Consider the following 23,165-nt stretch of genomic DNA (forward strand, 5'->3'; position numbering starts at 1 on the left):
TATTAAAGCGGTGGATTTTCCACACCTAAATGAATCCAATCTTCTTTTGGAGGCCCATAAACTCCAGCAGGTTTTAGGCCTGCTTGACGCATAAGAATGGTAATTTGACCTCGGTGATGAACAATATGTTTGATTAGTCCCATTAAGATTGTGGCATTTGATTGGGTTCTTCCAAACGCTTCTTGCGTATGTTCTAAAGATTCATCTGTCCATTGCTGTTCGATAATTTTAGCAGCATGAGAACTTACATTTTTAAAGGTTATAGCGATTTCCTGTGCTGAAGATGGAACGCTTGCTGTACTTTCAATTCTGTCTATACTTAATCCGAATTCAGTTAGGTAATCTGGAATATTTGTTGTAAAATGCCAAGCAATTCTCCCTAACGTACGCCCTTCAGGATACACTTGTTGTTTCAACGAATCATCTGTCAAGCTATCTAAAACTTTTTGAGTCAGCATGGCTTCGTTGTTCCATTCTTTGATAAAATCTGAAATGGTATTATACATATAAAAGACCTCCCAATATAAATCTAATCTAAATCAATAACTAAATAATATCATAGAAGAAAAATAAGTTGGCTTATTTACTAAAGGAAGGAGACTTTATGTTATTTAAAGCTACCGCTCAAAAAACTGTTGTTTATCCTTTATTACTTTTAAATACTTTATTACTCATTCAAGCAGTTCAACATAAAGAACTTGCCTTTTTAAACCTTTTGGCTATCCTTTGCTTGTTTCTTTCCCTTTTTCTCCGATATGAATTTCAGATAGACAGAGATACTTTAACCTATAGAATATATATATTATGGTTTAAAGTATATGCAAAAACCGTTAAACCCAGGGACATTAAAAGAATTGTATTTAAACGGTTAAGTTGGAAATCAAAATTAGCAGTAGTAAAAGTAGAAAACGGGTGGAATATGAGAATAGCATTATTTAATCCACCAAATGTTTTTAAGGAATTAGAAACATTTGCACATGAATATGATGTAGATATTCAAAAAACAGCAGATTATAAAATTCTAGAAAAAACATCTTGAATGTCACTGCGTTTTGGATACCTTATACGTATATTTTATAAAAAGACCGCATAATCAGCAGTTATTCATTTCTAATTAAGCAGCTTTTGGACCTCTTTACCGCTACAAAACATTGGTAAAGAGGCCTTTTCCTAAGCCCTCCAAGTTTAAACACTTTGCCCTCCTTACTCACATCAACCTCAAGCCCTACATAAAAATAGACTTCAAGACCATTTCATTTAACATTATTTGGATGTATAATGCGGGTATAACGCTTTTTAAGAGGTGATGATTCTGTATATATCGAAAAGGATTGGCATTTTAAGCTGGTTTGCTACTTGCTTGTATTTTTTAGTTGAACCTTTCTTTATTTTGACTTCAACTGCTCCCTACAGTTTTTTACATCACGCAATGAGTGATCTTGGTGTAACTTCTTGTGGAAACTACACCTATTCAATTGCACCTCATGAAATTTGCTCTCCTCACCATTTCTGGATGAACGTATTGTTTATTATAAACGGATTAACACTTTCAATTGGTATTTTGTACATTTCACAAAACCTAAAGAAAACGAGAAAAAGCCAACTAGCAACAGCTTTTATTCTTATATTAGCTTTAGGTAATATTGTTTCAGGCTTTATACCGGCTGATATTAATTTATTTTGGCATTCAATATTCGCTCAGCTTGGTATGGTTACTGTTTTAGCTGGTCTTTGGATATATGCATCATCTTTAACACGCGGCAAGTATTGGACTTATGGGTGCTTAGTGTCCTTACTAGTCATCCTTATACTCATTTTGCTTGTATTTTTTGTTCCTATGCCTACCGGTCTGCTGCAAAGGTTATTCTATTTAGTAATCTTTATATGGGGCACCGTGCTTTCCTTTATGTTAAACAAATAATCCATTATCATTCCGTTTCATATGAGCTTACAAGACTATGTTAAACTAGCCGGAATTTCAAATAGCAAAAAGTCCATAGAGGCATTCCCTATGGACTTTTTGCTATTTTGTTAAATAAATTCTCTTAATAATTCTTTAGATTTCTTTCCGCTAAAACCAAAATAATTGCCAATAAGTTTGACGTATTCTGTGTAAGTAACTTTTCTATTTAAAGCAGTTTCCCACCATCTCTGTGGATTATAATAACGACTTCCACTAGAACAATAGGTTAATTGTATTTGGGTATCCTCAAATTCTTTATTAAAGTTTTTTTCTACCCTTTTCATATGATAGTTTGAAGAAACAACGATAGCAGATTGAAAGTGATAGTTCATCATTAGCTTTTTTGTAAATTTAGCATTTTCCGTAGTACTTGTAGCGTGATTTTCTAATATAATTGAATCCTCAGGTATTCCAGAGTCTTTGGCTTGATGATAAAAATTATTCTCTTGACCATTCGAAAGGATCAAATGAGACGCATATCCTTTTTTATATAATTCAATTCCTTTCTCCAGTCGATCATTATCACCACTTAACACAATAATCACGTCAGATTTTACAGGCTTTTCGTTCACTACAAGCTCTTTCCCGGCAAACAGGAAAAAAATCATCCCTAATCCCAGCATGAATATACTGATCTTTACTCTTTTACCTTTAATTTTTTGCATATAGACCCTCATTTAAAAAGTTCACTTCATATCGTATCATAAAGCTCAATATTCATAAAAATAAAAAGGTAATCTTCAAAAAAATTTTGCGCGCTGCAAGTAATCACAGCTTTTATATAAAAGTTAGAAGGTAAAACTTTAACAAACATTCTTTCTAAATATTTTCGTTATGATAGCTGTTCAAGTATTTGTAAACCTTGGAGCTGTCACGGGCCTTCTTCCTATTACCGGTGTCCCCCTAACTTTTATAAGCTTTGGAGGTTCTTCGCTGACATTGTTAATGCTTGCTGCAGGAATACTTACCAATGTTTCGATGTTTACCACATACACTCAAACCTATCAAAGCCACTCAATGGAACAAGCTTATATAAGGAATGTTTAACGTTTGAATGGCTAACTGGTGGCTATAATAAAAAGTCCTGACTATATATCAGGACTTTTTACTTTATTTACATAAATAATAATCAAGCAGCTGCTTAGAATTGCTGTGTTTTTTACTAGTAATCTATTAGAGGATAGATTTACTTCCTAAATAACGAGGTGCCCAGTAAGAATTGCTTAACGATGCAATAGTTACACCAGTTGAACTTCCAGCATGAATAAACTGCCCGTTTCCAATATAAATTCCAGCGTGTGAAGGACCTCCAGTAGTATCGAAGAATACGATATCTCCAATATTCGGAGTAGATGTACTTTTTCCTGACTGATACAAGGTGGCTACTGTTCGCGGTACAGTTACTCCACCTCCATTTTTAAATACATAATAAATGAAACCACTGCAATCGAAACCATTTGGAGAAGTTCCGCCCCAAACATATGGCACCCCTATGAATTTTTTAGAATAAGCCACAATATCACTAGCTGTCGCTTGCGTTGAACTATTAACAGTTGAAGAACCAGTGGCGCTAGTAGATGCGTTATTTAAGGCATTTAAAGTAGCTGGACCTACTATTCCATCCACAGCTAAGCCATGATCCCGTTGGAAATTCATAACGGCAGTTTGAGTAATTGTGCCAAAATAGCCTGTTGGTGTGGCGTTAAAGTAACCTTTTTCCTTTAACAGCTGCTGTACTTTTTCAACTTCATTACTAGTCATTCCATATTTCAGAAGTGTACTGCTTGTAACCGCACTTGTTGAATTAGCTATTAACGCTTGATATGTATTAGGTCCCACCATTCCATCAGCGGTTAAACTATGAGAACGCTGAAAGCTTAGAACTGAATCTTTTGTAATTGAACCAAAATAGCCAGTCGAAGTAGCTGAAAATATGCCCTTCTGTCTTAAAACATCCTGTAATTCTTTTACGTCTGGATCTGTCATACCTTCTTTTAATAGCTTGTCCCCTAAAGCTGCATGGCTTATTGTTGGTAAAACAATCAATGATGAGCATAAAGCTAATGAAGAAATTATCTTTTTCACTAAGTATATCTCCCGATGTTATATTTTTCTTGTTCTTGACTATAAAATTTTAGCAGGGAGAAATAGAAAAGAAACAACCCATTTATGAATTTTTTGTGACAATTATAAAAATCACTTGATTTATTAGGAGGTAATTATTTGTTTTGTCATATAAAGTATAAATATACTTATAATGGTTAAAGTTACTATTCTTTGACCTTACTGTTTTACGTATATACCGCTAAATCTTTCATACAATAAAGCACCTTTTTATAATTGTGAACATAAAAAAGAAAAATAGAGGCTGCATGGTAAAGGATAGGGGGAATAATGTGAGCAAAATAGCGGGTTTGAAGCGCCGGTTTAAATACTTACTTATTAAACTATTACGATTAAAAGATCATTCACATAAAGTTGCGCTAGGTTTTAGTCTAGGTTCTGTTGTGAACTTTGTTCCTACCTTTGGATTTGGCATTATACTATCCGTAGGTTTAGCTAAATTATGTAAAGGAAACAGCATAGCAGGACTCATTGGTGGAATGTTTTTTATGTGGGCCTTTCCGTTGATGTTTTACTTGAATACAGTAGTTGGAGGATATATATTCCCAATCGATCTTGATCAAACTTTACTTCAGAATACAGATGAAGATTTAGATAATCGACTAGAACTAGGAGCAAAAGTAGGAAAGAATTTTTTAACAGGCATGATTCTTAACAGCTTCTTATTTGGAAGTATACTCTATATTGCTAGCTACTATATTATAAATCAGTACAGAGGCTTTCTCTTACACTACATCTCTAAAAAGTGGATAGTAAAAAAACCGTACTAAACAAATGGATTATTAGCTTGATTTCAACCTTTATTTCTAATTGTAAATCAATATAATTTATATAAAAAAACCATTAACCTGAACATTTTTTCAAAAGGCATAGAGGTAAATTAGCCCATAATTGATACCTATGGTTATCAATTATGGGCTAAGGTACAATCTTTGTTTCTGTTTTAAGATAAATATGGAGGAAATACATTGAAAGAGAGCTCTGTCTATTTTTTTTCTTGAATATCAATTTGCTGCATGTGTTCTAATGTACTCCTTTCAATTGTATATATCATTTACCATTTTTTATCATAACGATCGATAGTAAACCTAATATATTTTTTTCTTTGTAAGAGTACATTCAGTTTAAAAACTTAAAAACAGTAAAACAGCTCCACGTAAAAATAAGTAGCCATACTATGATAATAATTGAACCCACAACCCAATTTTTAGGTTTTTCATTTTGAATGAGCTCTTCTGCTTTTATTGTGCAGTCCTCTATTACATTTTTAGGTATCATCTTTAAAGCAAGCATAATTCCTAAAGGAACAATGATTATATCGTCAATATAGCCTAAAACCGGTATAAAATCAGGAATTAAATCGATTGGACTGAAGGCATATGCAACCACACAAGCAGTAAATACTTTGGTATACCAAGATACTCGGTTATCTTTATAAGCTAAGTATAAGATAAATAGCTGCTTTTTTAACTTTTTAGCCCACAACTTTAATTGGTTAAGCATGTTTCCTATTCTCCTTATGGACGGTTTAATATAATATGAAAATCGGTTTTATTTTTTGTTTAAATGCATGTTTCTTTTATGAGTAAATTCAAAACTATACGAATAACTGATTAATGCAGTCATCTTGATTTGCAGCTAGTTTAGGAACAGCTCCAACAGGAACCCAATAATAGAAAAAGATTAATCCTGCATCTTCCCCTTCAGAATTCACCTTATATTCCCACCGTTCTGCCGTTTCTTCTTGAACTTCTAAATGAAAAACATGTCGTTCATGATACTGACTTTTACTTTCATGATGATAGACGTATGTTTTTATTTTGTTCACCGATAAAAACTCCACTAATCCAGATTCTTCTTTGACCTCCCTATATAAAGCTTCTTCAATTGTTTCTCCCTCTTCTACAGTACCTGCTGGAACTTGAACTCCTGCTTCTGGATAATCTCTATGTTCGCAAACTAGTAACTCTGTATAGGGATCATTGAATCTAGTTATGTAAGCCATAACTTTTGTTATCATCGTTTTACCCTGCATGCTTGCTTCCTCCTATATATAGATACTAACCGTGCAAATTTCTTCATCAGCAAACAAACTTCTTTAGCTCTCAAGAATAAATCAGGCATATTTTATTACATCCATTTTAATTGCAAAAGAATTAGTCTCAGTGTTGTCATAATAAGCTGCTTTTACGGAAGGTTAACTGGTATGGGAATTGGAATAGTTAGTTTTGCTATTCTGATAAGATTTGTAATCATCATATCAGTAAGTGAAGTAATAGGAAAAGGCAAGAATCAGATTGATTCTTGCCTTTTCTGTCTTTATTTTCTTTCAAGAGAAGGTTCTGATACATTTTCGTATTCTGTAATTTTACAGATGCGATTTTCATGACGCCCCCCAACAAATTGAGTTGATAACCACGTCTTCGCGATTTCGCGGGCTAAACCTGGCCCAATTACTCGTTCCCCCATGGCTAAAATGTTCGTATCGTTGTGTTCACGTGTCATCTTAGCTGAAAAAACGTCATGAACGAGTGCGCAACGAATTCCTTTTACTTTGTTAGCGGCAATACTCATCCCAATCCCTGTACCGCAGATTAAAATTCCAAAATCGGCTTCTCCATTCGCTATTCTTTTGGCAACTGGAATCGCATAGTCCGGATAATCGACTGAACTGCTGCATTCGCAGCCTAAATCTTCATATATTATGGACATTTCATCTAGCAGATTGATAATCTCTTTACGAATGTTTATTCCGCCATGATCTGAAGCAATTATAACTTTCATAAGATTACTCTCCTCATTCATCTATAGTCTTAATTAAAATTCTAATGATTTTTGAGTCTCTTTTCCTGATACGTTATTTCCTAGAACAATCCTCAGAACACTTCCCGTACCATGTTTTAACCCCTTCAGAGTTGTCTACATTCTCAATAACTTTCCCACATACTTGACAAACGATAGTTCCCTGTTTTACATTAACCTGCTTATTCATAGCTATTTCCTCCTTTTTATTAGAAAAATTCGTTTGTATTCAAATACATTTCTTTAAAGACAAATTCGTTTTATCTTTAGTTTGATAAACCATTGTATGATAGAAAAGATGTGCTTAAGCTAGAATGGTATCCAGTAAGCTGTATTTATCATCATTACTAGATAACTTCGAATGAACTTTTTCAATATCTACATTGATTAAGTCATTTTCTTTAATTCCTACGGCCCTACCAGAATACCCTTTAAGTAATAGTTCTACTGCTGTAATCCCCATTTTACTTGCTAAGATACGATCAAATGCGGATGGCTGCCCTCCTCTTTGGATGAAACCTAATATACTCGTCCTTACGCTGATATCTAATTGATCCTCAACATATTTTTTCAGGTCTTGAATATCGTATATGTTTTCAGTAATTAGAACTAGGTTATCTTTTTTGCCACTTTTGATTTTCTTGTTCAGCTTGGAACATATCTCTTCAAAACTTAATTTTCTTTCCGGTGTCGAGATAATTTCTCCAGCTCCCGCTAAAGCAGAGTACAGGGCTAAATCTCCGCAATATCTTCCCATAACTTCTACAATCGTAGTCTTTTCATGAGATAAATCTGTATCCTTAATTTTACCAAGACATTCTAATATCGTATTTAATGTAGTATCAAATCCAAGTGAATAATCTGTGTAAGATAAATCATTATCAATCGTTGCCGGTATACCAATGACATTTACACCTAACTGATGTAATTTTTGTGTTCCTTTAAAAGAGCCTTCACCGCCGATTACTACTAAATGATTAATTCCATAATCTTTTAATATACTTAAAGCTTTTATTCTCCCCGACTCTTTCATAAATTCTGGGCACTGGGAGGTTTTTAAAAATGTCCCTCCTTTATCCGCAATATAGTCTACATCCGTAGAGGTTAATCTATAAAGTTTACCTTCTATTAAACCTTGGTAACCACCCTCGATTCCCATTACCTCCATGTTGTGATAAAAAGCTGTTTTTACTACTGCTCGAATAGCAGCATTCATTCCTGGAGCGTCTCCGCCACTTGTTAAAACTCCTAGCTTCATCATTGTCATACACCCCTGTTATTCTTATCCATGTAAGAAAGTTGACCGACAGTCTTAGAAACTAATTGCCGGCCACTTCTAGTACTACACATTTCTTTCAAACAAGAATCAACTAGTTTTTTCTAATCGATCGACTGTGTTTTTTTTAATAGCTCTTCCTGACTGTTTTAGTAAAAAGGCTACGATAAAGGACGCTACAAACATGCTAATACCTAAAAATGTCATACTAGCATTAAAAGATCCTGTTAGATCTTTAATGTATCCCACAATATACGGTCCGAAGAAACCGCCTAGATTACCAATACTATTGATAAGAGCAATAGCACCTGCAGCAGCAGCTTCTGTTAAGAAAGATGGTGGAATTGCCCAAAACGGAGAATATGCTCCGAACGCTCCGCAAAGACTGATCGTCAAGAATACAAACGATAAAACAATGTTCGTATTTGCAACGTAGCTACTGATAATTAATGCCACGCCACTTGTTACTAAACAAGCAACGACGTGAAAACGTCTTTCATTTTTTTTGTCAGAGTGGTTACTAACCAACATCATGGTTACCATTGCACAAACATACATTAACCCTAAAATCCAGCCCATCGCATGTGTACTAAGAGAAGTCGTTTTAGATAAACCTTCTGAAATTGTCGGTAAAAACATGACGATGCCATAGTAGCCAACCATCCAGAAAAAGTATCCTAGGGATAAGGTTAAGACGTCACGATCTTTTAAGGCCTGAGCAAATGTATAGTGTTTGGCTTCCTGTTTTTCTAACTTCTCTTTTGTTGTAACGTCGATTAACCATTTCTTCTCCTCGTTCGTCAGCCATTTGACATCCTCAAGCTTATCGTCAAGATAGAAGAAACATATCACACCTAAGATCAAAGCTGGAATCGCTTCCAAAACGAAAAGCCATTGCCATCCAGCCATGTTTAACCAGTCAATGCCTAATAAGTAAGTAGAGAGAGGAGATCCTATTGCATTAGCACCAGGGATCGCAATCATAAATCCGGCAATTGCTTTTGCATGATGTTTTGTTTGATAAAAACCACTTAGATAAAAGACCATACAAGGATAAAAGCTAGCTTCAGCAACTCCTAAAAGAAATCTTGCTGTATAAAACTGCCATGGTGTTTGGATAAAAGCCATTAAAATAGCAATAACTGCCCATGTAATCATGATTCTACTAATCCATCTTCTAGCCCCGACCTTTGTCATCATAGCACTGCCAGGTACCTCTAAAAGGAAATAGCCAAGAAAGAAAATTCCTGCTCCTAATCCAAAAACAGCATTAGAAAAACCTAAATCTTCATTCATTTGTAATGCAGCAAACCCAATATTTACTCGGTCAAGTATAGATATGGTAAAACATAAAAATAGAAATGGAATGAGCCTCAACGTTACTTTTTTGGTAGTTGAACGTTCTAAGTTAATTGAATCCAAAATAATTCCTCCCCTGGGTTATCATCTTTCTCCTCTTCGTGTTCTTTGGTCTTTGACCCGAGTATTTACCCTAGGCTAATTGACAGAAAGAATTAGTGGTTGATATAAAAGATGATTAATCTATTTCTAAGTCTAAGTAAATCTAGCTCCTACTTCTGTAATCCCTTTTATATGGGGATGTAAAAAATGAAAAAGCGAAGTATCCCCTGTATTATTTATCATTTAAAAAAGTAAGAACTATTAGAAAATATCGTACAACAAAACCTTACTAGCGATATAAAAGCATTATAAATCTACTTTCTATACTAATAATCCAAAATATTTGTAATGCACAGTAACGATAAAAAACGCTTACATTTTTGAGCCCCTCTGCTAATCTCTTCAAAAAATATCAAGCTTAAAAATAATGAATTTTAAGATTCACATTACCTCCGTTTTATTAATTTAGCTACTTGTATACTAAGTTACCTTATATAAACAGTGTACTTACATACCTAACAATTGTCAATATAATTATTAAATTAAACATTTTCTGAATTTTATTAGAAGAGAAGAAGAATGCGTATTTTGACATTATAGAAAAGTGCTTGCTTTATGCGGTTTTTTTAACACAAAAAAGGCAGCTGCACTTTAGCTGCCTTTTAACTTCATATTTAATATGCTTTTGATAGAAAGTCAGTTGGAATTAGGCTTTCCAATAACGATCATATAAATTTCGCATGTGAAAATTCATAATTCTCACAGCTTCTTCTTCATTATGCTGTTCAATTGCATTAATAAGTAATTTATGCTCATTAAAATTAACTTCTCTATAGTCAGGTTTCGTTACTGTTCGATCTCTTATAAACTTCCACATTTCCTGCTGCTTCATTGCATTGCTGATAGCTGCCATAATGCTAATAAATAAATCATTATGCGAGGCCTTGGCTATGCCGTTATGTAGGGCTTCATCCGTTTCTGGTACATACACGCCTGCGTTCGTTTCTTCCTCCATCTTATTAATTGTTGCACGCAGTTCCTTAATGTCTTCTTCTGTAGCTCTCAAAGCTGCAAAGCGTACAATAAGAGGTTCTATGTTCATTCTTGCTTCAACAATGTCTTCAGGGGAGGCAGATTCCATCAAAAATGTGGATTGAGAATTTTCAGCTTCTGTTTGAAATTCTTTAACGTATACACCTTCTCCTTGACGAGAATAAATAAAACCGTTCAATTCTAGTGCGCTAAGGGCTTGTCTAACAGGCACTCGACTTACACCGAATTGTTCACACAGCTCCCTTTCAGCAGGGAGTTTATCTCCCACTTGGAACGCGCCAGATTGAATTTCAGAAAGAATTTGATTATAAATTTGAATATATAATTTATTATTGGAAACTGGATTAAAACTAATGGAAATCACTTCTCTCTATAATTATTAACTCATTTTATTCATAATTAAGTAGACATAATTATTATATACTGTTCTATTTTTAGGGGCAACAAGCCTAGCATCTTCTAACAAAAAAATCCTTATTTATGTAGTGAGTTTTTCATTTTGCTAATGATTTTATCAATAAACAGCTATACAGGCATACCATAATGGCATGCCTGTATAACGAACTTGAATATTAATCCATATGTGAGCCACCGTTTATATCAATTTCTTCTCCTGTAATATACGAAGCTTCTTCTGAAGCTAAAAAGGCAATTGTAGCCGCGATTTCTTTCACTTCACCTGGTCTACCCATAGGAATACTATCAATCACAGACTTTGCATCTTCTTCAGGGAGAGACTTCCAAATTTCTGTATTAACGAGTCCGGGAGCTACACAGTTAACCGTAATGCCATCTAAAGCTACCTCGCGCGCTAAGTTTTTTGAAAAACCTAATACTGCTGCCTTAGATGCCGAATAGTGAGGTCCCCCAAACACTCCTCCACCTCTTTTAGCCGAAACAGAAGACAGGCTTATAATTCGACCATACTTTTGATCTTTCATTGTTTCTAATACTGCTTGCGTACATAGAAACAACCCAAACATATTGACGTTAAACACTTTTGTAATGTCTTCAAGCGTCATATCTTGAACGGTAACCTTTTGAGAAATCCCTGCATTATTAATTAAAATATCAATTCTGCCGAATTCTTCAAGTGTTTGTTTAACCATCGCATCGCAAGAATCCTTACTTGTTACATTTAGCTCTATTCCCAAGGCTTTGCCACCGGCTTCTTTTATTTCGTTGACTGTATCTTGTACACCATCAAAATTGATATCTGCTATAACAACAGCCGCTCCTTGCTCTGCAAGTGTCAGGGCGATTGTACGTCCAATTCCTTTTTTGGAACCGCTACCAGTAATAATTGCTACTCTCTCTTTTAAATCAAACATATTATATTTCCCCCATCTTGTTAGCTTCTTCTATTTAATTTAGTTAGTCTTAAATCAGTTCTTTAGCTGTTTTGATAATATTTTCTACAGTAATTCCATTTAACTCTAATAGTTTTTCATAAGGCGCAGATTGCCCAAATTGATCCTGTACACCAATTCTTCGAACTGTACCTTTTCCTTCTTCCGCAACTACTTCACATACGGCACTGCCAAGGCCATTTAAAATATTGTGATCTTCAACCGTAATGATTTTTCCAATATTTAAGCAGTCAACCACTGCTTCTCGATCTAAAGGCTTAATCGTATGCATGTCTAGTAATTTCACAGATATGCCTTGTTTCTCTAATTCTTTCGTTGCCTCTAAAGCGAGTCGTACTGTATCGCCGTTGGCAATAATAGCGATATCGCTTCCCTCTTTAATTTTCTTGGCTTTTCCAATTGTAAACTCTTCATTTTCATCGTAAATCATGGGAACCGTATCGCGAGTAAAACGAAGATATACAGGTCCGTATATTTTCGCAGCTTGTTCTACTAGCTTTCTAGTAGAATAATAGTCAGCTCCCATAATGACGGTCATATTTGGAACCGATCTTAATACACCCATATCTTCTATAGCCTGATGACTTCCGCCATCGTTAGCTGGCGTTAGACCACCGTGTGAACAAGCAATCTTTACATTTAAGTTAGGGTAGCAGACTTCTTGTCTAATTTGTTCAAGCATTCTTAACGAACCAAAGACCGCGTAAGTGCTTACAAAAGGAATTTTACCAGTCGTAGCAAGTCCAGCTGCTAACCCAGCTGCATTTTGCTCTGCAATACCGACATTAATATGCTGGTCGGGTAATTGTTTGATAAAGTTTACTGTTTTACACGACTTTGCAATATCGACATCAATGACATAAATATTTTTATTTTCTTTCCCTAATTTTACGATTTCATCTCCAAAGGCTTCTCTCGTAGCTTTTTTTATTGTAAGATCTTTTTCTAGTATGCTCATTATCTTAAACCTCCTGCTACTTCTTCCATTGCTTGATGATATTGTTCTTCATTAGGAGCAACTCCGTGCCAATCAGCTACATCCTCCATGAACGAAACTCCTTTACCTTTTACCGTGTCACAGATGATACATTTTGGTCTTCCATTCTTCGCTACTCTTACTTCATCCAATGTTTCTACAATCTCTTCCATGGAGTGTCCATTAATTCGCTTTGTTTCAAAACCAAACGCATCAAATTTTTTCTCTAAATCTTGTAATGGCATAATTTCATCACAAAATCCATCAATTTGAAGTCTGTTATTATCTACAAATACAATTAAATTATCTAATTGGTACTTAACTGCTGTTTGAGCAGCTTCCCAAATTTGTCCTTCTTGACATTCTCCGTCTCCTACTAAAGAAAAAACTCGGTAGTCTTTAAAATCTCGTTTCCCTGCAATTGCCATGCCTACGCCACACGAAAGTCCTTGTCCTAGTGAGCCTGTTGAAATATCAATACCTTTACACTTTTTCATATCTGGATGCCCTTGAAACGGAGAACCGTATTCTCTTAGCGTGTATATCGTTTCATAGGGAACGAATCCTCGTAAAGCTAAAGCGGAATATTGAATGGGACAAACGTGACCTTTAGAAAGAACAAATCTATCACGATCTTCCCAGTTAGGATTGTGCGGATCAACATTCATTTCTTTGAAATAAAGCGCTACCATAATATCAGCTGCAGAAAGTGAACCTCCTGGATGGCCAGATTGTGCTCCATAAATCATTGTAAGAGCTGTTTTTCTTAATTGAATGGCTTTTCCTTTTAATTCTTCAATACTAATTTCTTTCATTTTAGTCACCTCATTAATTTATGACTTGCTGTTTTCTAAACGATATATCCATTAACATATAATTTAGTACACTTAGGTAACTTGTATACTAAGTAGCTTTGTGACTTAAGTGTACATCTGAAATGCGAGTTCGTCAATAACAAGATTGAATTATTAGAATTTTTTTATTTGAAACAAGTCGGTTTGTAAATTCGTGTGTTGTTTTTTCTAAGGTTTTTAAGCAAAAAAAGTACTGCTCCTATTTTAGAAGCAGTACTTTTTTTATTGATTAATTAGTAAATCGCATATATAACCAAAGGCTTTATCAAAAAACAACTATGCTTTTGCACTGGAATTATTGCTGCTTATCATGTCTTGGCTACCAGATTTAATGTTTTTAGCTACTAGTATACCTACTACCCCCGATAACCCTAAAATAATGAAGATGGAGTTGTAGCTTGTAACAAGAGCAATAAGCGTGGACGAAATAATACTTCCGAAATAACGAAACGTTGAATAAATGCCAGAGGCTGTACCAGACTGCTCTTTGCTTACCGAGTCTAGAGAGGCAACCTGCATGCTTGTTAAACCTATTCCGGTCGAAAAACCTCCAATAATTAAAGACACTATAAGAAAAAGAATAGATCCAACGTTCTCTAAAGATAGAAAAAGAATAGTAGAGACAATGATCATAGCAAAAGAAAAGCCAATCACTTTTTTAGAACTAAACTTATTGTTTAACAATCCTCCTATCCAGCCGCTTAAAGACATTGAAATCGAAAAAACCGATAAAACAATACCCGTTTGTGCTGTAGATAAGTGAAATTGAGCCTTCATTAACAGCGGCATAATTAATAAAATCACATACATAACAAAATTGCTAAGCATAATAGACAAATTAGCGCTTGTAAAGGTGGCATTTTTAAACAAAGAAAAATTGATAATCGGGTTTTCTGCCGTATTTTCTCTTTTGATAAACAAGAATGAAGATAAAACAAATACTAATCCCATTATTAAAGCCTTAGTAATTTCCATACCGTGTGTTAATAAAATCAATAAGGAAATACTAATGGCTAAATAGATGGAACCTTGAATATCTAAAGTACTTGCTTGTTTTTTTACATTAGATTTAGGAATCATAACTATGCCACTGATTAAAGCTAAGAAAAGAAAAGGCACATTCACCCAGAATATAGCTTCCAAGTTGAAGTTTTCAAGCAATACAGACCCTAGCAATGGTCCAATTGCAGCACCCAATCCCATTCCCATTCCAAATACACCTAAAATTTTAGGAAGCCGCTCTTTTGGCACCACATATCTAATGATGGCTATAGTGTTAGGGGTGAGTAAAGCTCCTCCTACTGCCTGCAGTGATCGAAAAATAATAAGGGAAATGAGATTAGTTGAAAATATACATCCTAAAGATGCTATAAGAAAGAACACCACGCCCCATAAATAGATATTTCTGTTTCCGTACAAATCTCCTAGCTTTCCAGCGATAGGCTGAGTAACAGCCATTACAATCAAATAAATAGTTACTACCCACGAAATATTTGCAAGTGGTTCATTAAAATGAGCTGATATAGTTGATAGAGCAACGGCAATCATGGTTGAATTAATTGGTACAAGAAATGTCCCAATTAGCAATGAAATAATCAAGATAAGCTCTTTATGTTTACCCAAACATTAATGCCTCCTTTTAGTGGAGAGAAATTCCTTTTATAAACGTGTTTATACTGTTTTTTATCATATCTTGATAATCCGCATGTAAGGCTTTGTCTCCAAAATTTAGTTTATACATAAAATATCCCCAATACGTACTTAGGAAAATCTCTGCTTGTGTGCAGCAATCTAATTCTTTGATATATCCTTTCCTTTGCATTTCTTCAAAGTATTCTTTTAATATTTTTTTCGTATCATTAATTTTTTTTATAATTTCCTCGTGCGCTTGTGAGAAAATTAAAGGGTCTTTTAAAGCAATTGAAATCATGTCTCGGTTATTATCAAAGTCTTTTAGTAACAGATAACCGAAATTCGTCAAATCTTTTTCAAGCTCCCATTCAATTGATTTATCAAAAATCTCAAGTGAAAAGCTTGTTGTTTTGACAATAGCTTGAATAATGCCTTCTTTATTGCCAAAGTGGCGAAAAACAGTCAATTCATTAACGCCAGCTTGCTCTGCAATTTCTCTAGTAGTAGTACCTTTATAGCCTTTTTCTTTAAGCAGTTCTATTGTAGCTTTTGTTATCTTCTTTTTTGTTTCATCTTTTTTCATGTTAATCATCCTTTATGCTTCCTGAATGTAAGTATTTACTTTCCATTAGGCAGTATATAAAGGAAAAAGAGCTGTTGTCAAATAGAAGCGAAGAGAATCACTTAGTCATTTAAAAGCGTGACCATTCCATTCGTACCATCGACCATAACCATATCGCCATCTTTTAGCTTATCCGTACTTATTTTCGTACCAACTACTGCAGGAATTTCATATTCACGTGCAATTATTGCTGAATGAGAAAGAATACCTCCAGCGTCGGTGATAACAGCCCCCGCAGTTTGAAATAAAGTAGTCCAAAGTGGAGTAGTGGTCTTACATACTAAAACGTCCCCTTTTTCTAACTTGTAAAATTCCTTTGTGTTTGAAATAACTTTTACTTTTCCGGTATAGATGCCTGAAGAAGATGCTAACCCTTTAATAGAATGTTCGCTGTTCGCGTCATCTTCCTCAATAGCTCCCATATATTTCTCAGCTTCTTTCAGCTGAGCTGCTTCAGGGACTCCGAAGTATCTAGGTAAATTAGACGTTTGCTCATGTTCTACATGTTCTTCTTTACGTTTCTCAATTAATTGGGTCATGTCTACTGGATTTTCTAAAAGAGACTCTAGTTCATCAAGATATAAGAAGAAAATATCTTCTTTCACTAGAAAAACATGATGATGTACTAGTAAATTACCTAGCTTAAGTAGGAATAAACGAGCTTTTGCATCCAACATTGCATCGATATAAAAATGATGATCATCTCTTATAACGGATGCATCTAATGCCCACTGATAATATTTTTCAAACTCTTCTTTATGTTTGCTATCCGCTATCTGTTCAAGGAGTTCATTATAGTTCTGTTCACGTTTTTTGACCGTTTGTTTGAAATTCTCATCAAAGTTGTAATTGTCTTTAACATACCCTTGAATAATTGATAATGCGTGAAGAGGATTCTCTAGCCAAGTTTCTCCTACAAAATCGTGACTTACAACGTTTCGATATCCATACTGTTTTAGAAAAGTATTTAATTCAGCCATAAAGCTTTTTCCTGCTTCACTTTCCTCTAACTTTTTCACTAAAGTTTCTGTACATTCTTCTTCGAAGATCTTAGTAAGTTCCGCATTGCCTTTAACTGTTAAAGCAAGTCTAGAAAGCTCCTGATCAGTTTCCAACGATTTGTTCATTTTCCCCGTCAATAGCTCATAAACATCGTGTCCGGATTTTTTATTTGTAAGGTTTTTATAGTACTCTTCAACTATAGTATTTAAAGACATTTGAGGCATAACAATATCAAAGTGCAGATCATATGCCACTTTATAAAAATCAGCTAAACTTTGAAGAATCTCTTTTCCTCTCTGAAGGGTTAGACTTTCATAGGTAAAACTATTTAATTTGTTATAGTAAGGCAAGAATTGTTCCGTAATCATTTGATTCATTCGTTTTGTTAGGATTGGATAAATACCTTCCATCAATTCTTTATTTTCTTGGAATCTTTTATTAGAATCTCCTTTAAAAGGCTCCATTTTTGTATAGATATGACCTTTATAAAGTTTTAAATTAAGTCTATTAAACATAAACTTTAATTTTTTAAAACTAGCAGCTGTTCCTTCAGAAAATGCCGGAATAATAAATGAAGCGTACAAAGGACTAACAGCATGAGAAAAACTTGTGTCATTTAAAATCCAAAACTCTTCCATATCCTCGAAACTTAAAGATATATCTTTTTGGAAAGGAGTTAATTCTTTGGCCTCTGTTAATGTAGTAATAGCTCTTGCCTGCAATAGATATACTTGATTGTCATGAATCCCAAACTCTATGTCTACTGGATGTTGGTAAAGAGCTTCTACTTCTTTTGTTATTTCGGCCAGTTCAATGATTTTCTCGTCTGTTAAACAAAACCTTTGCTGCTCATCTTCCGTTGTTTCGATTTCTTCAACTCCTTCAACAAGTGGAATTATTTTTACTTCTTTTAGACCCTTTTCTTTCTCTATTTTAAAAGTTTGCTTATTAACTAGGTAAACATCAGGTGTTACTAAGCCTGATACGATTGCTTCTCCTAGTCCATAGCTGGCATTAATCATCATTTCTTTTGTATTATGAGTGACAGGATTTTGACTGAATATCACTCCCGATACTTCGGACTCAATTAACCCTTGAACAACAACTGCCATTGAAACTTCGTCAAAATTAGCATACATATTTTGAGTATATTGTTCGACTCTTTCAGTAAAAAATGAGGCCCAGCACGCTTTCACTTTACTCAAAAAATCCTCGGTACTTTTCACATTAAGATAGGTTTCATACTGGCCAGCAAAAGATGCACCTTCTAAATCTTCAGCACTAGATGATGAACGAACAGCTACCGATGTATAAGAGCACTTTAGGTTTCGAAATGCCTCTATGAGATCTGATTCAATTTCAATAGGAATTTCCCCGTGTAAAATTCTCTCGTGTATATTATCCGTTTGACGATCAATCCCGTTCCATTCGATATATCGCTTTAAAGCTTCCGTTTGAATAACAAACCCATCTGGAATCGGTAAATTTTTTCTTTTCATTTTTATAAGGTTTAAAGCTTTTGCTCCAACTCGTTCATTCGCCTCGTCCACCTTTTGAAAACTTAAGCTATACATTAAAAATATTCATCCTCCCACAAACTAATTTTAAAAATGTAAGTAATTACTTACTTTATATTTATTTTAATTCTTTTAAATTTTTATGGTCAATAAAAAATGGTAAAACATTTAAAAAATGCATATTTAGTTGTGCTTTATTTTAATTTCACTTAAATAATATTCCTCTTTTTTATTACATTTTTTAACTTTTATTAGTCTTTTTTATTATAAAGTCTAAATAGTTAACCAATTAAAAAGTTACTAAAAGAAATGCAAAAAACCCCATCTAAATTAAGATGGAGGTTTTCCTCTTTTACAGTTGGGTTAACCATTATCTCTGAGTGCTTACAAGCTTCCACTGGCTGAGTGACAATTTTATCTTATATCCTCTAATATATAAGTGAGGGCTATCAGATTTACGAATCATATGTGAAGTCATAATCCAAACTCTCCCTTCTTATAAAACTATTTTGGAAATCTTAACCTAAGCATAGCTCAGTATTGTAAACCATTTATTAATGACAAGAAAAGATTATGTAAACATTTTAAATTACAGGGGAACCGCTCATTACTTATGTTTCAACTTCAGTAGATTTAGGTCTATATATGTGTGAGTTCATTGACGGAGCAGAAACTGCAGTGAAGATTTAAAAAATCAAGTGGATTCCAATACTGTAAGGTAAACGAAAAGGATAGCCCTTTAAAGACCTATCCTTTTACATGCATATAAAAAATTTATTTTCTTAATAAAATTGAGACATTACCCATCTATAATGGTTATGTACGAGGATCAGTCTATTAAACTGACAAGCTACTATTTATGTTGGATACAATCCTTTTTAACTCCATTAAATCATCTATTACCACATCAGCCTGTGCAAGCTCAGCTTCTTGAGCAAAATCAAAATTGCACCCCACTGCCATTAAACCATTATCCCTTGCAGCATTGATATCCGATAGACGGTCTCCCACTACTGCTGCGTGCTTTACATCGTATTTCTTTATAATCGTTTTGACTAAATCTCCTTTATCGAGCGTTTGGATTTGTTGAATACTAAATGTTTCTGTTACCCACTTATCCAAATCGTAATGGTCTACAATCGCTTCTAAATATTCCTTCAAACCGTTACTTGCTATGTAAATGGAGCAATTATTTTCTTTTAGATAGCTAAAGACCTCTTTTACATTAGGATATAAAGCGCCTTTGCCTTTTTTTATATTCTCAACTAAGCTTTTCAAAAAATAGTCATTCGTATACTTTCTTATTTCACCTGAATGAGTAGGTAATAAAGCTTCCCATACTTTGGGTAACGGTACACCCATGATTTCACGATACTTATCAACAGGAGTACTAGTATTCCACTGGTTGAGTGTACGCAAATGGTTAAAGGTATCATCAAGTGATAATTCTAAAATTTTATCTGTTTGAAACAGCGTTCCATCCATATCAAAGATTAGTGATTGCAACATTAAGTATCTCCCTCTTTCAACAGTATTTAATACGTATCTATATACAATACCATAAAAAGGAAGATGTAATTTATTAAAAATAGTAATCACTATTCTCAGCACAAAAAGAGCACCTACTTATTTATAGGCACTCTTCTTAACTTTACATACTTTGTTTGAAATAATAAATGAAAAAGTGGCCGCTATAATCGAACTTAAAAATGGATAATTAACAGAAAAAATACTGACCGTTGAGCTACTCAAGTGCTGTGAAGTCTCAGGTACATATGTAAGTGTAAGAAATAGACCAGAAACAATTTGAAAAGCAAATAGCAATAATATAAAACTACCAATAAACACTGTATAGTTTTTCAAAAAAGCGCCTCCAGTACTCTTAATTTATAAACCTGATATTATTTTAAAAATAGTGACGCAACGATAAAACCTATAATCATTACAGTAATAAGTACACCAAGACCCTTCCATCCTAAGCTGCCTGCTAAACCAGATAAGTTTCCAGCTTCATTTCTATTAAATGCATCGTTCATATTCCCAGCTGGATTTCTTTTTACCTCTTCGTGTTTTAATCTCTCTCTTCTTCTTTCAGGTGTTTCTTTATCTTCGCTCATTGTCACACCACCATTTTTAAAACATTATAACATATTATGGTTAAAATATAAATTAATGGTTTTTTTAGAAACAAAGAAAGAAACCTATAGTGACAGATCTCTTTTCCTCAACTAACTGTACACATTTCTTTTTTTAATAAGTATGAAACAACGCTTTTTAATGAAAAAGTATACAGCTCTAGTTAATATAATTACTATTACAAACACCTACATCAAAGAGATCCTCTTTATTTAAGGGGATCTCTTTAATAGCCTTATACTAGATACACATTCTTGAAGTTTTTTTGTGTAAGCTTATTTATTTAAAACCTCTTCTTTTATAATTGCTTTTTCATAGATCAATGGTTTAGTTCCTGCTCCTGGTAAAAGATAAATAAAAACAGTAAACATAAGTTGGAGGATTGAAACGACGGTTAAAAATAGAAAAAGACGTTCCTTATTCTTAAACCATATTACTAAACATAAAACTACAGATATTAACGACAAAAACAAAAAAAGAAAAAAGCTATATAAATAAGAAACACCGTAACGATACGAAATATTTAAAAAGAAGAATACTATGTAGAGAAGTATAAAAGTTGACGGTACTACTTTAATAAAGTTGCTCAATAGAAAAATCCTTTCCCTTTATTTGTTGTAGATTGGTCGCCCTAACACTCAATTTACATAAAAGAGCAAATATTGAAAGTTACAGCAAACATGATTATATTTATTTACTTCAATTTTTATCTCTCATTTTCTTTCTTTGAAAAATGAAACTAGCTATAAATAAAAAGCCCAATAATATCGTTAAATAGAAGGTTACAGAATCACCTGAACGATTAAATTCATCTACAATGATGCCTTCTTGAAACAATAAGGCTGCTGCAATTATTAAAAAGAAAAAAGAATTGACGATTACATAACTACTTGCTTTGACTTTATTTCTCAAGAAAATTATATACACCAAATTGCATACTGAAAAAACTGCGATCAGGTAATAAATAGGCCTTAATAATGTAAATGTTTCCCCAAGCATCAGTATATTCTCCTCTATTACTATTATTTGAAATTTACTAGTCAATATATTTCATTTTGCAAATAAATGATTATTACTCATCTTAATTATTTATTTTTTGAAACAAAATTCCTCCAACTTTACTATTATCATCTAAAGAAAACTCAATGTTGAGTTTATGAATTTTATCAAAATACCCTATTATTGTTGCTCCGGTATCTTCTCTTTCGTAATAATTTTCTCCATATGCCCTAATGACATCTTTTTTGCTGTCACCAGTATGTATGCCCTTTTCCGTACCATACTTGCTGCTAATAAAGTCATACCTACTGACTTTATTATCTACAATTTTAAATTCAACATCATACTTTTCTGTACTTTCTCCGTAAATGTAGGTAGTATACGGAGGTTTCTCCGTAACCTCTATAAATTTTGGTTTCTTCTTCAAACCAATTGCTACGTCATATTTAGAACTTCCTATTGATACTGACTTAACGTTTTCTGATTGAAGGTTTGTGCTTTTGGTGCTTGAATAGTATTTTTCTTTAGGTGTAGAAGATGGATCACAGCTTGCTAATAATAGTAAAACGAATGGAAAAATAAACAAAAAATAATTCTTAATGCGCACTGTTAGACTCCTTTATATCGTTTGTTTTTACTCTGACTCTCAGCATTTTTAATCTATTAACTATTTTTCTTTTGCATATATAAGTCAATCGAATAGAAAACACTAACTGTAAAGTAATACATGGCAAGTATAGCTAACGTCTCATAGACAGATTCCGCAGCGCTATTTTTCACAAAAGAAAAAACAGTACGCACTACAAAGAAAACGATAGGATAGATGATAAATAGAGAATTAAATTTACGATTGACCACAACAATTAGTTCCTTTTTTTGGATATTTATGATTATTATAACATATATTTTTCTTTTTTATTTCTCTCCTACATATTCAATAAGTTTTTCGTTTACATAACACCGTTTATCAACAGGACTAAATCAAAAGAAAATCTTATTAGTAGGTCTTATTTTGATTATCTATTCTTTTTGACTTCTTATCTAAGATGAATTTTAGATGGCTACTAAAGATGAATAAACCGCAGATAACCATCAACCAGCGCGTAATCCCTTGATGTATAGGATCAAAAAGGTTTAATAGAGCTATTCCTAATCCTGATAACATAGCTAGATAACGAAAAATCAAGCCCCATCCCCCATTCCAGAAATGAAGAGGATCCCCCTTCATACTTAAGTTAAAGCTTCTTATCACACCATGGACGAAATGAAATTCCAATAGTGGATGAACCACCATCATGGATAATTAAACCGTATTCCTTATTTGTTTTATCAAATAAGATAAGATTATCTGGACAATCAAACGGATCACTGTGAATATCACACGTAAAGTTCGCATGATAATTCATATAATCGCAGCAATGCTTTTTCATTCGTTTTC

The 23,165-nt window shown here is 33.7% G+C and carries 25 protein-coding genes; 4 read left to right on the plus strand and 21 right to left on the minus strand.

Annotation, left to right across the window (positions count from 1 at the left end):
• Positions 1-2 precede the first annotated feature (2 nt).
• Complete coding sequence (locus ACH6EI_RS16295; protein WP_099330807.1) at positions 3-506, minus strand: DinB family protein; 504 nt, start codon at positions 504-506, stop codon at positions 3-5.
• 98 nt (positions 507-604) lie between these two features.
• On the opposite strand from ACH6EI_RS16295, the gene ACH6EI_RS16300 reads away from it, so the two are divergent.
• Together ACH6EI_RS16300 and ACH6EI_RS16305 are read left to right on the plus strand one after the other, a co-directional pair.
• A complete protein-coding gene (locus tag ACH6EI_RS16300; protein WP_099330806.1) occupies positions 605-1,039 on the plus strand; it encodes a diguanylate cyclase in 435 nt (144 codons plus the stop codon).
• 267 nt (positions 1,040-1,306) lie between these two features.
• Positions 1,307-1,921 (plus strand): DUF998 domain-containing protein, encoded by a 615-nt coding sequence (locus ACH6EI_RS16305; RefSeq protein ID WP_099330805.1) that lies wholly within the window; start codon positions 1,307-1,309, stop codon positions 1,919-1,921.
• Positions 1,922-2,031: 110 nt separating this feature from the next.
• On the opposite strand, the gene ACH6EI_RS16310 is transcribed toward ACH6EI_RS16305, so the two are convergent.
• Positions 2,032-2,628: a YdcF family protein gene (locus ACH6EI_RS16310; RefSeq protein ID WP_028413886.1), complete on the minus strand. Its 597-nt coding sequence runs from the start codon at positions 2,626-2,628 to the stop codon at positions 2,032-2,034.
• A 160-nt stretch (positions 2,629-2,788) separates the two neighbouring features.
• Between ACH6EI_RS16310 and ACH6EI_RS16315 the strand changes: the two genes are divergently transcribed.
• Complete coding sequence (locus ACH6EI_RS16315) at positions 2,789-3,010, plus strand: FtsW/RodA/SpoVE family cell cycle protein (protein WP_335577401.1); 222 nt, start codon at positions 2,789-2,791, stop codon at positions 3,008-3,010.
• A gap of 126 nt (positions 3,011-3,136) precedes the next feature.
• Here ACH6EI_RS16315 and ACH6EI_RS16320 read toward each other — a convergent pair whose 3' ends face one another.
• Positions 3,137-4,048 (minus strand): C40 family peptidase, encoded by a 912-nt coding sequence (locus ACH6EI_RS16320; RefSeq protein WP_033578555.1) that lies wholly within the window; start codon positions 4,046-4,048, stop codon positions 3,137-3,139.
• Positions 4,049-4,359: 311 nt separating this feature from the next.
• Here ACH6EI_RS16320 and ACH6EI_RS16325 point away from each other — a divergent pair, with 311 nt between their 5' ends.
• Complete coding sequence (locus tag ACH6EI_RS16325) at positions 4,360-4,857, plus strand: DUF2062 domain-containing protein (protein ID WP_099330803.1); 498 nt, start codon at positions 4,360-4,362, stop codon at positions 4,855-4,857.
• Between the two features lie 349 nt (positions 4,858-5,206).
• On the opposite strand, the gene ACH6EI_RS16330 is transcribed toward ACH6EI_RS16325, so the two are convergent.
• From ACH6EI_RS16330 to ACH6EI_RS16415, 18 genes are all read right to left on the minus strand, one after another.
• Entirely contained in the window at positions 5,207-5,590 is a 384-nt protein-coding gene (locus ACH6EI_RS16330; RefSeq protein WP_028413889.1) for a YkvA family protein, read from the minus strand.
• Between the two features lie 94 nt (positions 5,591-5,684).
• On the minus strand, positions 5,685-6,122 hold the full coding sequence (locus ACH6EI_RS16335) for an NUDIX hydrolase (RefSeq protein ID WP_063246960.1): 438 nt from the start codon (positions 6,120-6,122) through the stop codon (positions 5,685-5,687).
• Between the two features lie 284 nt (positions 6,123-6,406).
• Positions 6,407-6,871 (minus strand): ribose 5-phosphate isomerase B, encoded by a 465-nt coding sequence (gene rpiB, locus ACH6EI_RS16340; RefSeq protein WP_099330801.1) that lies wholly within the window; start codon positions 6,869-6,871, stop codon positions 6,407-6,409.
• A 73-nt stretch (positions 6,872-6,944) separates the two neighbouring features.
• Complete coding sequence (locus tag ACH6EI_RS16345) at positions 6,945-7,079, minus strand: GapA-binding peptide SR1P (protein WP_107917869.1); 135 nt, start codon at positions 7,077-7,079, stop codon at positions 6,945-6,947.
• 114 nt (positions 7,080-7,193) lie between these two features.
• Positions 7,194-8,150, minus strand: coding sequence for a 6-phosphofructokinase (pfkA, locus tag ACH6EI_RS16350; protein ID WP_397377636.1), 957 nt, complete (start codon positions 8,148-8,150; stop codon positions 7,194-7,196).
• A gap of 105 nt (positions 8,151-8,255) precedes the next feature.
• Complete coding sequence (locus ACH6EI_RS16355) at positions 8,256-9,587, minus strand: MFS transporter (RefSeq protein ID WP_063246957.1); 1,332 nt, start codon at positions 9,585-9,587, stop codon at positions 8,256-8,258.
• 685 nt (positions 9,588-10,272) lie between these two features.
• On the minus strand, positions 10,273-10,983 hold the full coding sequence (locus ACH6EI_RS16360; protein WP_034265132.1) for a FadR/GntR family transcriptional regulator: 711 nt from the start codon (positions 10,981-10,983) through the stop codon (positions 10,273-10,275).
• Between the two features lie 208 nt (positions 10,984-11,191).
• Positions 11,192-11,950 (minus strand): SDR family NAD(P)-dependent oxidoreductase, encoded by a 759-nt coding sequence (locus ACH6EI_RS16365; protein WP_034265135.1) that lies wholly within the window; start codon positions 11,948-11,950, stop codon positions 11,192-11,194.
• 49 nt (positions 11,951-11,999) lie between these two features.
• The gene (locus ACH6EI_RS16370; RefSeq protein WP_099330800.1) at positions 12,000-12,947 is read right to left on the minus strand and encodes a transketolase family protein; all 948 of its coding nucleotides are present in this window, start codon (positions 12,945-12,947) and stop codon (positions 12,000-12,002) included.
• Complete coding sequence (locus ACH6EI_RS16375) at positions 12,947-13,798, minus strand: transketolase (RefSeq protein ID WP_048018605.1); 852 nt, start codon at positions 13,796-13,798, stop codon at positions 12,947-12,949. The genes ACH6EI_RS16370 and ACH6EI_RS16375 overlap by 1 nt, the downstream gene beginning before the upstream one ends.
• 297 nt (positions 13,799-14,095) lie before the next feature.
• Positions 14,096-15,442 (minus strand): MFS transporter, encoded by a 1,347-nt coding sequence (locus tag ACH6EI_RS16380; RefSeq protein WP_099330799.1) that lies wholly within the window; start codon positions 15,440-15,442, stop codon positions 14,096-14,098.
• Between the two features lie 16 nt (positions 15,443-15,458).
• Positions 15,459-16,034 carry a TetR/AcrR family transcriptional regulator gene (locus ACH6EI_RS16385; RefSeq protein WP_226313282.1) on the minus strand — a complete coding sequence of 192 codons (576 nt, stop codon included), beginning with the start codon at positions 16,032-16,034 and terminating at the stop codon, positions 15,459-15,461.
• 101 nt (positions 16,035-16,135) lie between these two features.
• Positions 16,136-18,649, minus strand: coding sequence for a PEP/pyruvate-binding domain-containing protein (locus tag ACH6EI_RS16390; protein WP_099330798.1), 2,514 nt, complete (start codon positions 18,647-18,649; stop codon positions 16,136-16,138).
• A gap of 780 nt (positions 18,650-19,429) precedes the next feature.
• The gene (locus ACH6EI_RS16395; protein ID WP_028413897.1) at positions 19,430-20,101 is read right to left on the minus strand and encodes an HAD family hydrolase; all 672 of its coding nucleotides are present in this window, start codon (positions 20,099-20,101) and stop codon (positions 19,430-19,432) included.
• Between the two features lie 392 nt (positions 20,102-20,493).
• Positions 20,494-20,709 (minus strand): DUF6366 family protein, encoded by a 216-nt coding sequence (locus ACH6EI_RS16400; RefSeq protein WP_099000008.1) that lies wholly within the window; start codon positions 20,707-20,709, stop codon positions 20,494-20,496.
• Between the two features lie 718 nt (positions 20,710-21,427).
• On the minus strand, positions 21,428-21,727 hold the full coding sequence (locus ACH6EI_RS16405) for a hypothetical protein (protein ID WP_098113397.1): 300 nt from the start codon (positions 21,725-21,727) through the stop codon (positions 21,428-21,430).
• Between the two features lie 82 nt (positions 21,728-21,809).
• Positions 21,810-22,334 (minus strand): hypothetical protein, encoded by a 525-nt coding sequence (locus ACH6EI_RS16410; protein ID WP_098113398.1) that lies wholly within the window; start codon positions 22,332-22,334, stop codon positions 21,810-21,812.
• A 628-nt stretch (positions 22,335-22,962) separates the two neighbouring features.
• Positions 22,963-23,157, minus strand: a complete 195-nt coding sequence (locus tag ACH6EI_RS16415; protein WP_098113400.1) for a DUF6980 family protein — start codon at positions 23,155-23,157, stop codon at positions 22,963-22,965.
• Positions 23,158-23,165 lie beyond the last annotated feature (8 nt).

Origin of the sequence: Priestia sp. JSM ZJ58, from assembly GCF_044383985.1 — a bacterium.
Taxonomy (GTDB): Bacteria; Bacillota; Bacilli; order Bacillales; family Bacillaceae_H; genus Priestia; species Priestia zanthoxyli.